General features: G+C 49.8%; 13 protein-coding genes. 9 read left to right on the top strand and 4 right to left on the bottom strand.

Features of this window, described 5'->3' with window-relative positions; translation table 11 throughout:
- Positions 1–5: 5 nt before the first annotated feature.
- Positions 6–1325, bottom strand: a complete 1320-nt coding sequence (locus WN56_RS14585; RefSeq protein ID WP_046075688.1) for an NAD(P)/FAD-dependent oxidoreductase — start codon at positions 1323–1325, stop codon at positions 6–8.
- A 109-nt stretch (positions 1326–1434) separates the two neighbouring features.
- Entirely contained in the window at positions 1435–2871 is a 1437-nt protein-coding gene (locus WN56_RS14580) for a coniferyl aldehyde dehydrogenase (protein WP_052708119.1), read from the bottom strand.
- A 341-nt stretch (positions 2872–3212) separates the two neighbouring features.
- Here WN56_RS14580 and WN56_RS14575 point away from each other — a divergent pair, with 341 nt between their 5' ends.
- The 4 genes from WN56_RS14575 (at position 3213) to WN56_RS14560 (ending at position 7402) form a co-directional block, all read left to right on the top strand.
- The gene (locus WN56_RS14575; RefSeq protein ID WP_046075687.1) at positions 3213–3554 is read left to right on the top strand and encodes a (2Fe-2S)-binding protein; all 342 of its coding nucleotides are present in this window, start codon (positions 3213–3215) and stop codon (positions 3552–3554) included.
- Positions 3547–4926: an NAD(P)/FAD-dependent oxidoreductase gene (locus WN56_RS14570; protein ID WP_046075686.1), complete on the top strand. Its 1380-nt coding sequence runs from the start codon at positions 3547–3549 to the stop codon at positions 4924–4926. The genes WN56_RS14575 and WN56_RS14570 overlap by 8 nt, the downstream gene beginning before the upstream one ends.
- Positions 4923–6179 carry an FAD-binding oxidoreductase gene (locus WN56_RS14565; RefSeq protein ID WP_046075685.1) on the top strand — a complete coding sequence of 419 codons (1257 nt, stop codon included), beginning with the start codon at positions 4923–4925 and terminating at the stop codon, positions 6177–6179. Before WN56_RS14570 ends, WN56_RS14565 begins: the two co-directional genes overlap by 4 nt.
- 227 nt (positions 6180–6406) lie before the next feature.
- Positions 6407–7402 (top strand): chemotaxis protein CheV, encoded by a 996-nt coding sequence (locus tag WN56_RS14560; RefSeq protein ID WP_046075684.1) that lies wholly within the window; start codon positions 6407–6409, stop codon positions 7400–7402.
- Positions 7403–7512: 110 nt separating this feature from the next.
- Here the strand turns inward: WN56_RS14560 and WN56_RS14555 are convergent, their stop codons facing one another.
- The gene (locus WN56_RS14555) at positions 7513–8895 is read right to left on the bottom strand and encodes a sodium:alanine symporter family protein (RefSeq protein WP_197075769.1); all 1383 of its coding nucleotides are present in this window, start codon (positions 8893–8895) and stop codon (positions 7513–7515) included.
- A 405-nt stretch (positions 8896–9300) separates the two neighbouring features.
- Between WN56_RS14555 and WN56_RS14550 the strand changes: the two genes are divergently transcribed.
- Together WN56_RS14550 and WN56_RS14545 are read left to right on the top strand one after the other, a co-directional pair.
- Positions 9301–10281 (top strand): rhodanese-related sulfurtransferase, encoded by a 981-nt coding sequence (locus WN56_RS14550; RefSeq protein WP_046075682.1) that lies wholly within the window; start codon positions 9301–9303, stop codon positions 10279–10281.
- 121 nt (positions 10282–10402) lie between these two features.
- Positions 10403–12055, top strand: a complete 1653-nt coding sequence (locus tag WN56_RS14545) for a diacylglycerol kinase family protein (protein ID WP_046075681.1) — start codon at positions 10403–10405, stop codon at positions 12053–12055.
- Here WN56_RS14545 and WN56_RS14540 read toward each other — a convergent pair.
- The gene (locus WN56_RS14540) at positions 12034–13428 is read right to left on the bottom strand and encodes a sigma-54 dependent transcriptional regulator (protein WP_197075768.1); all 1395 of its coding nucleotides are present in this window, start codon (positions 13426–13428) and stop codon (positions 12034–12036) included. The genes WN56_RS14545 and WN56_RS14540 overlap by 22 nt on opposite strands.
- 236 nt (positions 13429–13664) lie before the next feature.
- On the opposite strand from WN56_RS14540, the gene WN56_RS14535 reads away from it, so the two are divergent.
- The 3 genes from WN56_RS14535 (at position 13665) to WN56_RS14525 (ending at position 15573) form a co-directional block, all read left to right on the top strand.
- Complete coding sequence (locus tag WN56_RS14535) at positions 13665–14243, top strand: BON domain-containing protein (protein WP_046075680.1); 579 nt, start codon at positions 13665–13667, stop codon at positions 14241–14243.
- Between the two features lie 81 nt (positions 14244–14324).
- The gene (locus WN56_RS14530) at positions 14325–14606 is read left to right on the top strand and encodes a hypothetical protein (RefSeq protein WP_046075679.1); all 282 of its coding nucleotides are present in this window, start codon (positions 14325–14327) and stop codon (positions 14604–14606) included.
- 115 nt (positions 14607–14721) lie between these two features.
- A complete protein-coding gene (locus WN56_RS14525; protein ID WP_046075678.1) occupies positions 14722–15573 on the top strand; it encodes a DMT family transporter in 852 nt (283 codons plus the stop codon).
- The last annotated feature ends 44 nt before the right edge of the window (positions 15574–15617 follow it).

Raw genomic sequence — 15617 nt, 5'->3', positions numbered from 1 at the left:
CTCCATTAAATTTTTCCATCCAACATCGCTTGATAGGCTGGTAACAACATTTGTTCTTTCATTACCCAAGCCATCCACGTTTCTTCTGTTGGACTAATAAACGGGAAAGAAGGGAGTAATTTGCCACCGTAACCGAACTCAGCCAGAATCGCTTTGCCGAACCCAGTGATCAATGGGCAAGAGGTATATCCATTGAACTCAGCCTCTAAAGGCTTGTCGTTCAGATAACTTAAGAGGTTTGCCTCAACGATGGGAACTTGTTTTTTTACACTTGCAGCCGTTTTCGATAGCGGAATACCGGTCACATCACCAATGCCAAATACATTGGGGAAAGTGGGATGTTGTAGCGTATATTGGTCTGCCGCCATCCATTCGCCCTTATGAGGACCTTGATTCCAAACCAGATCACTATGCTTGATCACATCGGGCGCACTCATTGGAGGCACGACGTGGATATAATCATACGCTTCGACTAGTGTCTTTCCCGTTGCGGTGAGTGAGAAGCGTGCTTTTTTGTTGGTCGGATCGATGCCAATCAACGTTTTCTGATCAGCAATGTCTACCCCTTGGTCACCAAAGCGCGCCATGACAAAGTCGTTATAAACGGGAATCGAAAACAATCGATCTTTAAACGGCGTGGCGAAGCTCACATCAAATGCATGACGCCGGCCAGTTTGCTCAAGACGGGCGAGAGAGGTAAAGGTCATTTTAAGTGGCGCACCTGCGCACTTGATGGGAGTTTCAGCAAGAGTAAATATAGCTTTGCCCTCGCCTTTATTCATAAACTGTTTAAACGCCGTATCCGTTGCCAGTGCACCTTCTGGCCCCGGATAAACACTACCAATACCATGCTGACCGATAAGACGTTCATCCATTCCCTCAATGTGGGTGTAATTAAGTTGGGTGCCCATGGCAACAACGAGTACGTCATAGCTGAGCGTCGTTCCATTCTCAAGTACAACTTTTTGTTGTTCAGGTAAAAACGCACTGGCATTTTGTTCATGCCAGGTTATGCCGGGAGGCAGCCATTGCTCTGTAGTTGATAAGACTTGAGATGCTTTCCATAACCCAGATGCCACCAAAGTTTGTCCAGGCTGATACAGGTGACGCTTACGTGCACCCACTAATACTATCTGATCAGCGGAAAGGTGTTGCACAAGGCGATTAGCCAACGAGATACCGGCAGCGCCATTCCCGACAATTACGACCTTGGCGCGCGTCTGAGCGCGTGAGGGTAAGCTTGCCGGCATCAAGCTTATCGCGCCTGCGCCTACCAGTAGTTTTAAAAATCGGCGTCGCTCTAGATTCGAATTTTGATACGACATGACCACTCTCGCTAATTAAGATATCACTTAATTAGTAGTTTCGAATCAAAATAAGCGCAACATCATTAGATAGCTTTTGTGGCTTTATTCACAATTCAATCAAGAGTCATTACCGCATTAACCACCAGCGCATTAAGCGTTTGTACCAGCGGTTGTACGGGGGTTTGACTAAAAAGCTGGTGTCCCATTTATCACGGGTGAGGACGGTTTTACGGTGGCTAAAGGTATAAAAGCCTTCAATACCGTGGTAATGCCCCATGCCAGAGTCACCAATGCCGCCAAAAGGCGCATCTTCGGCAGCGACATGGAACAAGGTTTCATTAATCCCCATACCGCCAGCGTGAAGCTGCTTGGTGACCTGCGCGCGTATCTCAGCGTCATTGCTCATCAAATACAAAGCGAGCGGTCGCGGGCGCGCCTGAATATAAAGCAATGCCTCAGAGATATCTTGATAGATAACCACAGGCAGGAGCGGGCCAAAAATCTCTTCTTGCATCACCCGCATATCATCGGTGACTTGGGTCAGTAGCTGAGTTGGCCAGCGTCGTTTTTCCGCAGTTGGCACGGTTTGCTGGTCGAGTGCACACCAGCGACGCGCACCCTTATCGAGCGCATCTTGGAGCGTTTCTTCTAGCCGCATCGCTTGGGGTTGATTAACGATCTGGCTGTAATCTTGATTGGCCTCAAAGTCAGGATACATAGCACGAAATGCACGTTGATAGGCGTGTATAAAGGCTTCTTGCCGATGTTCAGGGCAAAGCACATAGTCGGGGGCAACACATATCTGCCCAGCATTTAAGCACTTCCCGTAAATGAGCCGTGAGACAGCCACGTCCATATCAATTTGATCATCAATGATCACCGGCGATTTACCCCCAAGTTCGAGGGTCACTGGGGTCAAATTATCGGCCGCCGCCAGCATGACTTGACGTCCGACCTGGGTTGAGCCGGTGAAAAAGAGATGGTCGAACTCTAACTCGGTAAAGCGGCGCGACACTTCAACTTCACCTTCAACCACGGCCACTTCGTTTGGGCTAAACACCTCAGCGATTAACGCGCGTAATACCTGGTTGGTGTTGGGCGTGAACTCCGAAAGCTTAAGCATCACCCGATTGCCTGCTGCCAACGCGCAAATCAGGGGACTCATTGCCAGCATAATCGGAAAGTTCCAAGGCACAATGATCCCAACCACGCCTTTTGGCTGGGAGTGCACGACCAATTTGGTGCCTAGCAGAGTAATACCAGGACGCCGTTTTTGCGGCTTCATCCATCGCTTTAATCGATGACGGGTGTAATCAATTTGATGCAGCAAAGGCAAGATGTCGGCAATTTCAGTATCAACGGGCGCACGGTAGCCGTAATCGTCGCTAAGGGCTTGTTGTAACGCAGACGATTTTTGCTTGATGGCCTGACGCAAGCGCAGAAGCGCGTCGCGACGATGGCTGTACTCTAAAAAAGGACACTGAGACACCTGTTCTTTTTGCGCGTCGAATGCCTCTCGCATCTCTTTAACCGTTTCCAACCACTGTGAGCCTGACTCTGTCATCCTTGCCTCCTCTGCCGATACAAGATCGCGATACACCACTTCTTCATTGATGACATAGCCACCTTGTTTACGCAACAGCGCTTGACCGATATAGCGTCACTGTTCACAGGCCCCTCTCCGCGCAAACCTGATCGTTATCATGATAAAGCTCACAACATCATCATTATTTCCATACATTTTGCGAGGAATAACAAATAAGAAACAAAAAGTAACGTCATATTCACAAAGCAAGTTTAGTATACTCCTCGCCTAATAAATAAGACAACACACTCCGCTCACTTAAACAGGCTGAGTGGGCGTCATCACTGTGCCAACAACATACCAATGAGCAAATTAAAACGATGAGACGAAATCAAGACATTACCGATGCCGTTAGCGAAACCTTCTCGATCCATGTCAATGGCGAGACGGTTCCCGCCATCGCTGGAGAAAGCGTGCTAAGCACCTTGCTCGCAAGCAATATCCGTGCGCTATCTAAAAATGATTATGGCCGGTTAGCCAGTGCCTATTGCGGTATGGGCGTGTGCCATTGCTGCACGCTGGAAATCAACGGCCGCCATAAACAACGTGCGTGTCAAGTCGCCGTGCAACCGGATATGGATGTCCGCACTGAAGCCAATATTGTGGTTGAGAACACGGATCTTGAAAGCCACACCGTCGAGCAAGGAGAAACCCATGTCTAAGCCTGTTGTTATTGTTGGTGCTGGACCTGCTGGTCTCTCTGCAGCGGTCACACTGGCCAAGCACAAGGTTGCCAGTATTATTGTTGATGAAGCCCCCAAACCCGGTGGCGTCGTCTATCGTGGCCCGTGGCGAGAGACTAACGCACTGCCCCATTTGGATGACAAATGGAAGGCCACCTTACAAACCCTGCGCGAACAATATCACCAGCATCAGGATTTGATTGACCTACGCAGTTTGACGCGGGTACTGGGGCCAATGGCGGATCAACATCTCCTCACTGCTCATGAAGATACGCTATCAACGATTGACTATGAGCAGTTGATCCTCGCCACCGGTTGCCAAGAGCGCAGCATTCCCTTTCCTGGCTGGGATATACCAGGGGTGATGCTTCTTGGGGGGATCCAGCTTCAAATAAAAAGCGGCTTGGTTCGTCCCGGGCACCGCTGCGTGATCACCGGCACAGGGCCTTTGCTTGTACTGGTTGCTTGTCAGCTTCACAAAGCCGGTTGTGATATCGCAGGTATCTATGAAGCGGCGCCGTTTAAAGACTTGGCACGTGAAACGCTCGCCCTCCTCAACCGTCCACAGCTCGCGCTAGATGGCCTCTCCATGATGATGTATCTCAAACGCCACCATATTCCGATGCATTACGGCTGGGGCGTCGTCAAAGCCTCGGGTGACCCCCAAGTCGAGCAAGTCACGGTTGCCCCCTACAGTAAAGATTGGTACCCAGATGTTAGCCGTGCCGAAACCATAAATGCTGATGTACTTGGTGTGGGTTACGGCTTCGCGGCACGCTCTCAGCTCGCACAACTAATGGGGCTAGATATGCAGTACGATCATATGAGCGGGGCGATCCCCGTGGTGGATGAGTGGCAACGAGGCAGCCTCAACAATGTTTACTGCGCAGGTGATACCGTAAAATTTGCCGGCGCAGAAGCCGCCATGTTGGAAGGAAAGATTGCGGCATATTCAGCACTGAAAGCTCGCGATATTTCAATGCCGAATCTTGATAATGAGTTTAAGGCTCTGCGTCATCAGCTCGAAAAGAGCTACCGTTTCCGTAAAGGCTTTGATACGGCAGGCTACCGTCGCCCGGGCCTGCTCAGTTTGCCGGAAAAAGACACAGTGATCTGTCGCTGCGAACAAGTGAAAAAGGCGGACATTGATAACGCCATCAATCAAGGCGTCAAGGATGTCATTACATTAAAAATGCGTACCCGCGTCACCATGGGTGACTGCCAAGGAAAAACCTGTGCACACTATTGCTACGACCGACTCAATGAGAGCACGACGTCGCCTCAGCCTTTGATTCGCCCTCGATTCCCACTCGACCCTATTCCTTTTGCTGCGTTGGAGGATGACGCATGAAACAGTACGACATCGTAATTTGTGGCGGCGGCGTGATCGGCGCATCGGTGGCTTACCATTTAAGCCGCGAGCGCGACTTATCCATCGCGGTTGTCGATTATAAATATCCCGGTAACGCCTCGCGTGCGTCAGCCGGTGGCCTATGGGCGATGGGCGAGTCAACCGGCCTTGGCTGTGGCGTTATCCTGTTTAAAACCCTTTCTAAGCAGATGCAAGAAAGCGGCGAAGGTGGATCACCAGAGATCAAACCGCACATTATGCCCAAGCCGTTCTTCGATATGGCGATGCTGTCTAACCAGCTCTATCCGGCATTGTATGATGATCTGATGACGCATCACGGTGTGGACTTTAAGTTTGAGCGTACCGGTCTGAAGTTTGTCATGTTTGATAAGTACGACAAACTCTATGCCGAGCACATTGCGGCCGCCATACCTGATCGCCAAGAGCATGTCCGCTGGGTGTCTCAAGAAGACCTTCACGCACAAGAGCCTAACGTGTCGCGCGCGGCAATTGGTGCGATGGAGTTTGAGGGGGATCACCAAATCAATCCCTATCGCCTTAACGAGGCCTATTTGGAAGCAGCACGGCAGAACGGTGTCGAGCTATACCTCAATACCAAAGTCACGGGTGTGGTGAGACAAGGTAACCGCGTTGTCGCGGTTGAAACAGAAAACGGCAAGCTAGGTTGTGGCACCATGATCAATGCGGGTGGCGCATGGGCGGAAAAACTCAGCTTGTGGGCAACGGGGATGCCAATGCCTGTCTTCCCAGTCAAAGGCCAAGTGATCGTCTCCGAGAAGCTACCTAAGCTTTTAAATGGCTGTTTAACCACCAGTGATTGTTATATCGCCCAAAAAGATAACGGCGAAGTCTTGATTGGCTCAACCACCGAAGAGCGTGGTTTTGACACCACCACAGACATGAAGTACATCAAACAGCTGGCACAAGGCGCCATGAAGTCTATCCCCGAGCTGAAGAAGATGAATATCAAGCGCTGCTGGGCAGGCTTGCGTCCGGGCTCACCGGATGAGCTGCCGATTCTTGGTGCAGTGCCGGGTATTGACGGTTACCTCAATGCATGTGGGCATTTCCGTACCGGTATGTTGACCTCTGCCATCACCGGAAAGGTGATGAATGAAGTGGTACGTGGTCTGCCAACCACCATTGATCTCGCGCCGTTCTCCTATACACGCTTTTTGGACAGCCAAGGAAAAATGATCGGGAATTACCACTTAGACGTGGCCTTACCTTAACTGCCAAACGGCCCTAACGGTCTTCAAAGCCTGCTCGCCGCAGGCTTTTTTGTTATTAAGCTGTAACTTATCGATGATTTTCGCGATCAATTTAGCGCGATAGCCCACAGAAAAGCAGCACGATTATCGAGCAAAGATTGTCGCTTTATTGATCTCAGGCTTATACTGGAACAAACTCAGTTTAACGCCAGCTTTATTCGCTGATATCGAAAGGAAATGTGGTAGGCATGAACGACGAGCCATCAAAAAACGAAATACTGACGGAAAGTGGTACGAATGAGCTAGAAATCATTGAGTTTCACTTAATCAAGCAACTTCCTGACGGCAGTACCAAAACCTGCTATTACGGTATCAACGTTGCCAAGGTTCGCGAAGTTATCCAAGTTCCGGAAACCACTGACTATCCAAACGCCCAGGCGCACATGATTGGGGTGTTTTCGTCACGCGACAAGCTAACGCCACTGATTGATCTCGCAGGCTGGTTAGGCGTCCCGACGCGTCCAGAGAAAGACAATAAGTTTGTGATTGTCACCGACTTTAACAACATGACTAATGGGTTTTTGATTGACAGTATTAGTCGTATCCATCGTATTTCCTGGGAAGCGGTTGAGTCCCCGAGCCAATTTTTAGAAGCAGGCGAGCAAGATTGTGTGGTCGCCGTTGTCCGCAAAGACAAAAACCTGATTATGATCCTGGATTTTGAGAAAATCATTGCCGATATTAACCCTGAGTTGAGTATGGAAAAATACGATGTCACTCAGGACAGAAACGTCAACATTTCCGAATCCAGCGCGAAAAAACGCGAAGCAAAAACGATTTTAGTGGTGGACGATTCCGCCTTCATCCGTAGCTTGATTGAGAACACGCTACGCTCAGCTGGCTTTAACATTATATCGGCCAAAGATGGTGGCGAGGCCTTTGACAAACTCACCGAATTCGAACGCATTTCCAAAGAAGAAGGTGTGTCGATCAATGAGTTTGTGGATGCGATTGTGTCAGACGTAGAGATGCCACGTATGGACGGTATGCACTTAGTCAAACGCCTCAGAGAGATGGATACCTATAAAACCATGCCTATTATCATGTTCTCGTCGATCATGAGCGAGGATAACCGCGCTAAGGCTCTGCAATTGGGCGCCAATGATACCATCACCAAACCCGAAATCGGTCGCATGGTTAGCCTGGCTGATACCTACGTATTCGGCGCACCACTTGATGATTAATCAACGGTAAAGGCCAACATAGTGAACAAAACAAAGGCTGCACATTGGCAGCCTTTGTTCGTTTTAGCGTGACAACAAAGTTGTCAGTCAAGCCATTAACTATCGGCTCATTAACTGTCGGTTACCTGTGAGCGATGGCTTTCACGGTAACGGTGACTGGCAAAATACGTTTTCGCCGCATGGTTTACCTTAGGCGCCAGCAACAGCGCTGAAACCATGGTGGGCACTGCCATCAGCCCATACGCCCCAATGAGGAATAAGAACACCACATCCAGCGATAATACCGCCCCCAGCACCACAAGCGATAAGTATAGGTACTTATAATACTGACCCGCCTGCTCGCCAAATAGATACACAAAGCATTTATAGCCGTAATACCAAAATGTAAATACCGTGGTGAAAGACAAAACTAACACCTGTGCCGCCAATAACCACGCCCCTGGCGCGCCAAACGCTGCTTTAAATGCTGCCATGGTCAGGCTAACACCTTGCATGCCCTCGGCCTGATCGAGCACACCAGTTACCAATATCACCAGTGCGGTACAGCTACAGACAATCAAGGTGTCAATAATGGGGCCGAGACTAGCGACCAATCCTTCTCGGACTGGCTCATTGGTTTTTGCCGCGCTGTGTGCCATGACCTCGGTGCCAATCCCGGCTTCATTAGAGAAAGCACCACGACTCACCCCCACAATAATCACACTGATCAGGCCACCGAACATCGCATCCGGTGAAAAAGCACTGGCGAAAATCGACTGAAACACGCCAGGCACGCGCTCGGCATTAAGTGCCAAAGCGGCGATCGCCATCACCATATAGCTGCCCGCCATCAAAGGCACTAGCGCACCAGCAACATCAGCCACACGCTTCAAGCCACCCCAGATCACCATACCGACGAAGACCGCCAGTACAATGCCCAGTGCCCAAGAGAACGCACTACTCTCTAGCCAAGCGATCCCCGGAAATAGCTGAGTTTGCACCACGGCACCAAGCTGGTTAATTTGGAAAGACGGCACAAATCCCATCAAGCCGGCAATGGCAAACATCACCGCTAACCATTTAAATTTTGGCCCTAAACCGTGCCGAACCGTATACATGGGGCCACCGTGGACATTGCCGTTCGCATCTTTGTGACGATACATGACCCCCAATGTACAGGTATAAAACTTGGTTGAGACTCCTAGTAATGCCGTTAACCACATCCAAAACACCGCACCGGGTCCACCTGCGCTGAGCGCCAGTGCCACGCCGGCAATATTACCAAGGCCCAAAGTGCCGGAGAGAGCGGCGGCGAGCGCCTTGCGATGAGATAAATCACCATGGCCACTGCCATCGTCCACCTTACCGGTTAACAGCTTGATACTGTGTGCCATATACCGAAACGGCGTGAGTTTGCCATAAAGGGTAAAGAAAACCCCGCCACCAACCAATAAGATCAGCATCGGCTTACCCCAGATAAACCCGACAAATGCGTTAATCCATTCTTCAATCATGTTTTGCATCCTTTCTTGATGCTTGGCTAATTACTTTGCTTACTAGACCACTGTCTAGCCGATGCACGCCAACCAACAAAATAATTAGACCATAAAGCAATAACACCATTCTGGCGTGACTAAAAACCCATTCAAACTAAGTCCAAACACGCTTTCAGGCGATAAAAACTCCGTTCATACGTGATGTTGATCTCATAAAAACCAGACGTTATTGAATAACTAACAATACAATTTGATTTGAACACAAAGTAGAGTGCATCGCCTTCGTCGCTATCAGAGCGCTCGATATTTAACCTTACTTTTATCCGGTGTTTTGCGTCAGTAGCATTCGCTATACTCCGCGCTTACGTATACATACACCACCCATGCACTGGATTTACGCTCCAGCCAGCAAGAGGAAACAAGATGTCTAAATATGTCATTTGTGCCTTATATAAATTTGTCACACTCGACGACTACCAGTCTTTGCAAGCACCATTGCTTGAAGTAATGGAAGCCAACCAAATAGGCGGCACGCTCCTTCTCGCCCAGGAAGGCATAAATGGCACAGTAGCAGCGACAAGAGAAAATATGGATGCGCTGTTTGCGTGGTTTAGAAATGACCCACGCCTAGCGGATATTGACTATAAAGAGTCGTTCGAAGACAGCCAGCCATTTAGTCGCACCAAGGTAAAACTCAAAAAAGAAATTGTGACCATGGGGGTTGAAGGCATCGATCCGCGCCAAAGCGTGGGCACTTATGTCAAACCAACAGAGTGGAATCAATTAATCAGCGATCCAGATGTGTTAGTGATCGATACGCGTAATGATTACGAAATCGAGATTGGTACCTTTGAACGAGCCGTTAATCCGCATACAGATAGCTTCCGTGAATTCCCAGACTATGTTGAACAGCAGCTTGACCCTAGCACGCACAAAAAAGTCGCCATGTTTTGTACCGGCGGGATCCGCTGTGAAAAATCGACCGCTTTTTTGAAAGAAAAAGGCTTTGATGAGGTGTATCACCTAGAAGGCGGGATCCTTAAGTACCTCGAAGAAGTGCCTGAGAGTGAAAGCTTGTGGAACGGAGAGTGTTATGTCTTCGACAGCCGTGTTGCCGTTAATCACGATTTGGAGCGAGGGTCTTACGCAATGTGTAATGCCTGTCGCCTTCCCATCACGCAAGCGGACATGGAAAGCGAACACTATGAGCAAGGCGTCTCTTGCCCTAAATGCATCGACAAACACACCGACGCCCAAAAGGCAGCGTTTCGAGAGCGAGAGTACCAAGTCCGTCTTGCACGAGAACGCGGTGAACAGCACGTTGGCGGTGAGGCGAGAAAAATCATTGAACAACGTCGCGCAATGAAAAAATTCCGGCGCCAACATCAAAATCAAGATAAATAATAATACAAAAACGGCACGCTAGACGTGCCGTTTTTTATGATATTGGGCAGGGCTACCGTATAGTAAAAGCTGGATTGTTTTACCGATGGCGTCTGTGCTGAATAAAAAGGAGTGAATAAGCGTGTTTATAGGTCCCTTTTATAGCTTGGTCGCCGCGTGTTTATTCACGATCAGCTGGTGGATACCTAACGTCCTTCTTACCTTGCTTTTCTCATGGTGTGCGGCAGCATTTTTCGCCGTTAGTATCGCTTATTGGCGCAATCAGCCTCGCCTTTTTCGCAAACGCCAATCCGGGCAGTTGCCTCGCATCAGCCAGTGGGTGTTTGCGCCATTTTTTACCTTTACCCACCTGTACAATCGTTGGGCAAGAAAACGCGATGTTGCACCGCCCGTCCAGCAAGTCGCCCCTGGGCTCTATGTCGGTGCCCGCCTGACCTACAAAGACATCCCCGATCTGCAAGCGCAAGGTATTGATGGGATATTAGATGTTACCGCTGAATTCGAGAGCGTCGACCGTTTCACACAATCACAGGCTGTCGCCTATCTCTCGGTGCCCGTATTGGATCATGCCTATCCCTCGCGTAGCCAACTGATGCGCGCGTTACAATGGCTGCATCAACAGCGACAAGCGGGACACAAGGTGGTGGTGCATTGTGCACTAGGACGCGGGAGGTCCGTGATGGTTGTTGCCGCCTATCTTTGGGCACTTTCTCCCCACCATTCGCTCGAGGATGTGCTTGGTGACATCAAAATGGTACGCCCCAAAGCACACTTGAATCAACGCCAGCGCCGCGCTTTAGTGCGTTTTCAGCAAAGCGGTGCGTTGCGGTTGGCGCGTCCCATTGCCTGGATCATTGCTAACCCTGCTGCAGGTGGAAAGAAATGGCGTAAGCACCGCGACTATATTCAGGCCTATTTAGGTGACGGGTATCGGTTAGTCGTCCATCAGACACGCCATAATCGTCGTAGTTATCAACTCGCTTGCCGCGCTGTTTCACAACAGGCTGATGTGGTGATCGCCGCCGGTGGAGACGGCACTGTGAACGCCGTTGCGCGAGCACTGATTAACACCGCAATCCCTTTAGGCGTATTACCGCTTGGCACCGCAAACGCCTTATGCCATGCATTGTGGGGGATAAAGACCAAATTTTTAAATATTGATGCCGCTTGCGATGTCATTTTAGATGGGACGCCACGAACCATCGACACCGCACGCTGTAACGGCAAAGTGGCGTTGTTAGTCGTGGGCGTTGGCTTTGAACAACAAATGATTCGCCACGCCGCTCGGGAGCAGAAAAATCAATTAGGCCAGTGGGCGTATTTGCAGGGTCTACTCGGGGCTGCCAGTCAAAATCAAGCCATCGATCTCACCGTTCAATTCGATCACCAAGCGCCTCAGTTGATCCGCACAACCAGTATGGTGGTCGCCAATGCCGCACCAATGACAACCTTATTAGCCCAAGGGCAAGGCCAACCAAATTATGCCGACGGCAAACTCGATGTCACTTGGCTCACCGCGAGTTCTACCAAAACAGATACCGCGTTGTCCCTCATGGAATTAGCATTCGCGAGCCTGTTTGAAACACGATTAGGCCGCTTTACTCACTATCAACAAGTCACACGCGTCTCGATACGTGCTACATCAGTCATTGACTATGTCATTGACGGCGAGCTTTATCGCGACCGAAAACTGACGATTGACGCGCAGCCTCAATCACTCGCGATCCTGTCTCCGCCTCTTCCTGATGCCGCTCAATCAGACGATAATGCATGATATTGCTGGAGTTTGTTGTATAAGGTTTTAGGGCTGATCCCAAGCGCCTTAGCCGTACGCTGACGGTTTCCTTGACAGCGTGCGAGTGTTTGTAAAATCGCTGCTTTTTCGAGTTCATCAAGTCTGATTCCCTCTGGCAGCGAAAGCGCCTCAACCGCGGTTGACGGATCATCAGCCATCACATTAGCGGGTAGGTCCGTGACTTCAATGCACCCATTACTCAATAGAAAGCCATGCTCAATAGCATGTTTGAGTTCACGTACATTCCCTGGCCAGTGGTAGTGCTGGACGTGCTCGAGCGCGTTATCGCTAATGCTCACGGTTGTCTGATGATTAAAATTCAATTCAGCGAGGAAATGCGTGGTCAGTGCATGAATGTCATCTCCTCGCGCCCTTAATGGCGGAACCGTCACCACAAATTGTGCCAAGCGATAATAAATATCCTCACGCAGCTTGCCTTGCTGAATCGCCTCTTGCGCGTCGCGATTGGTGGCGGCCAAAAGACGCACATTCGCTTTTTGATTGCGTGTCGAACCAACTGGGCGGTATTCCCCTGACTCCAGCACCCTCAATAATTTCACTTGCAGCGACTGGGGCATTTCCGTTATTTCATCGAGAAACACCGTTCCCCCTTCGGCTTGGTAAAAAATCCCTTGGTGATCTTGATGCGCGCCAGTGAACGCCCCTTTGACATGACCAAACAACTCACTTTCGATCAGTTCTGGGCTCAGCGCCCCACAGTTGACCGCCATAAAAGGGGCATCCCCCCCTTGGCTTCGCCTCTCCATCCCGCCTATGTCAGTCGGTCGACCCAAGCCATGGAGTGTTTTTGCGACATGCTCCTTGCCCACCCCACTCTCACCGATGATAAACACATTCGCTTGCGTTGGACCTAGTCGTTGAAGCTGGCGGTACAGGGCCAGCATCGGGCTTGATGAGCCCAATAAATAGCCGTATTGATCTGCCTGGCTAGTAATAACGGGGGTACCCTGTAATTGCCCACGATCCTCACCGCGCATCTGATCAATAACGAGATGCTGGAAGGCCTGCTTATCGATAGGACGACGAAATACCGTCGCAGCCATGTCTTGGGCGTGGTGATTCCAAGCAGGAAAGGGCGCGCCATCAGTCAATAACACCCATTGCGTGTGGGTGATACGCATCATGATGGCGAGCAGCTCATCGATATCGCCATCCTTGGTGTCAACATCTATTACGACCCAGTCAGGGTCATCAACCTGACACGCTTCTAACAGTGCGGCTAACGTATCAAACCACACCACGTTCGTCGCTCGCGCGTTAAGCGCCACCTTTAGCATATGACGCAAAGAGGCATCTGACGACTGAGGTAAATAAGCGAACAAGCAAGACATATACATCGCATTCCTTCCAAGCGTTTTCTTGTTCTAGACTGCCATATCCAACCCCAGTTATTAAGTAATAATTACCAACAACTAGGAAAAAGTTACCTAAAAGGAAAAACCATCAAATCATCAACCACTAGATAAGTTGTTGATATTTAGATTTTTTTAAAATTGGCATAGATTTCGCTTTTGGGAGCCTAGCAGCGCCACAACGTTGCTCACACTCATTGAAAAAGGAGGACTTAATGAAGACGACTCCGCAAGGTCGATTTCATCCTTTATTTGTATCATTAGGGTTAGCGCTTGCGCTTGGCGCTTCTTCTGTCTCTGCGGCGAGCAGCGCCAATGACTGGCAAGATGAAGCCAAAGACGCTTGGATTGATGGCAAAGCTGAGTCCATGCTGATGGTGAACACTAACCTCAATAACTTTGATATCAACACAGATGTTGAGCAAGGCGTGGTCATTCTAACCGGGAAAGTCGATACCGAGCTTGATAAAAGCTTGGCCAGTGGCTTAGTTCGTCAGATTGATGGCGTGAGTGAGATAAAAAACGAGCTCACTGTGTCGCAACCTGCGAGCCAGTCAGCCGACCTAGGTCAAGCCGTCGTTGACACCAAAGTCAGCGCGGCGCTTAAAACAAGCTTGTTGCTGAATCCCGATATTAGTGGAACCAATATTGATGTATCCGTTAACGATGGCGTCGCAACCCTATCAGGCGAAGTGAAAAGTGATGCCGCGCGCGATCTTGCCGTATTAATGGCAGAGAACGCGCAGGACGTTGAACGAGTCATTGATGAACTCGACGTCGAAGGCAATGCCTAAATAATAAGGCGTTTCGCCACTGCGTTTCGCCACTGATTAATCGCCTGTACGTAGACTTAGGCCCTTTTAATAGGAGGTATTATGCAACGCCAAGAGATGATAGATAAGTTACATAATCGCTTGCAAGACTGGAATCAAGAAATTGATAAACTTGAAGAAAAAGCGAATGTTGCTTCGGCGAATGCAAAAGCAGAGTACCGAGAGTCAATTGAGCATTTGCGCGCAAGAAAAGAGCAAGCGAAAACACGCATTAATGAGCTGCAGCATGCCAGTGACGATGCGTGGGACGACATTAAACAAGGCGCCGAACAGGCACTGACGTCTCTCAAAGATGCCTACGACTCAGCTAAACAAAAATTCTAGCGAATACGATAGGATTGAGACAATTCGCTCCAAAATCTTTGCCGCTCTCATCGGAGCGGCTTTTTTTTGCCTCTATGTTAAGGTAATAGCTCTATTTTACTGAAAAGGAGGGATTATGCAGGCTCGTGCGCTTTTTGTTGCGATATTGAGTGTTTTTGGTGCCATGTGCGCCATTCAATTTGGCGCATCCTTTGCCAAACAGCTTTTCCCTCTGGTGGGCCCTATTGGGACCACTGCCCTGCGTGTCGGCTTTTCTGCCCTCATTTTGTGGCTCGTCTTTCGCCCTTGGCGTCAGTGGCCACGCGCGCGACATTGGCGAGCGATAACGGTATATGGTGGCTGTCTTGGTGGCATGATGATGCTGCTTTATTTGTCTATCGAGACTATTCCGTTAGGGATTGCCGTCGCACTTGAGTTTACCGGTCCTTTATTGGTGGCTTTAATCTCTATTCGTCGCGCCAGAGACAGTCTTTGGATCGTGCTCGCCGTTGGCGGTGTTATTACTCTCCTCCCCGATTTGTCAGGCGTGGATGCCTTGGATCCAAAAGGAGTGGCTTACGCATTAGCGGCGGGCGGCTGCTGGGCTGGCTATATTCTATTTGGACAAAAGGCTGGAAATTTAGCGCCAGGCGGCGGGACGGTTGCTCTGGGGATGAGCGTTGCTGCCCTTTATCTCGTACCAGCGGGCTACATTGCGACTGATGGTGCGATTTTTCAATGGCAATTGATACCCTTGGGGATCGCTGTCGCCCTTGTCTCCAGTGCTATTCCTTATTCTCTGGAGATGATAGCGTTACGCAACATGCCCAAACAAACCTTCAGTGTGATGATGAGTTTAGAGCCTGCTGTTGCCGCCATGGCTGGGCTACTCGTGCTCGATGAACAACTGGCCCTGCGTCAATGGCTCGCGATTGGTATGGTGATCAGCGCATCACTAGGCAGCACGTTATCGGCCAAAAGGCGTTAGAAAACAGTCGATCGAAAAGAGCGCCGACCATCGGCGCTCTTTTT

It is taken from the genome of Salinivibrio sp. KP-1 (genome assembly GCF_000968645.1).
Taxonomy (GTDB): domain Bacteria; phylum Pseudomonadota; class Gammaproteobacteria; order Enterobacterales; family Vibrionaceae; genus Salinivibrio; species Salinivibrio siamensis.
This window is presented reverse-complemented; position numbering and strand designations above follow the sequence as displayed.

What these genes read in the sequence shown, in the direction of transcription:
- WN56_RS14530 (WP_046075679.1), top strand. Translation starts at nt 14,325, where the DNA reads ATGCAACGCCAAGAGATGATAGATAAGTTACATAATCGCTTGCAAGAC.
- WN56_RS14575 (WP_046075687.1), top strand. Translation starts at nt 3,213, where the DNA reads ATGAGACGAAATCAAGACATTACCGATGCCGTTAGCGAAACCTTCTCG.
- WN56_RS14560 (WP_046075684.1), top strand. Translation starts at nt 6,407, where the DNA reads ATGAACGACGAGCCATCAAAAAACGAAATACTGACGGAAAGTGGTACG.
- WN56_RS14550 (WP_046075682.1), top strand. Translation starts at nt 9,301, where the DNA reads ATGTCTAAATATGTCATTTGTGCCTTATATAAATTTGTCACACTCGAC.
- WN56_RS14585 (WP_046075688.1), bottom strand. Translation starts at nt 1,325, where the DNA reads ATGTCGTATCAAAATTCGAATCTAGAGCGACGCCGATTTTTAAAACTA.
- WN56_RS14570 (WP_046075686.1), top strand. Translation starts at nt 3,547, where the DNA reads ATGTCTAAGCCTGTTGTTATTGTTGGTGCTGGACCTGCTGGTCTCTCT.
- WN56_RS14580 (WP_052708119.1), bottom strand. Translation starts at nt 2,871, where the DNA reads ATGACAGAGTCAGGCTCACAGTGGTTGGAAACGGTTAAAGAGATGCGA.
- WN56_RS14525 (WP_046075678.1), top strand. Translation starts at nt 14,722, where the DNA reads ATGCAGGCTCGTGCGCTTTTTGTTGCGATATTGAGTGTTTTTGGTGCC.
- WN56_RS14540 (WP_197075768.1), bottom strand. Translation starts at nt 13,428, where the DNA reads ATGTCTTGCTTGTTCGCTTATTTACCTCAGTCGTCAGATGCCTCTTTG.
- WN56_RS14565 (WP_046075685.1), top strand. Translation starts at nt 4,923, where the DNA reads ATGAAACAGTACGACATCGTAATTTGTGGCGGCGGCGTGATCGGCGCA.
- WN56_RS14535 (WP_046075680.1), top strand. Translation starts at nt 13,665, where the DNA reads ATGAAGACGACTCCGCAAGGTCGATTTCATCCTTTATTTGTATCATTA.
- WN56_RS14555 (WP_197075769.1), bottom strand. Translation starts at nt 8,895, where the DNA reads ATGATTGAAGAATGGATTAACGCATTTGTCGGGTTTATCTGGGGTAAG.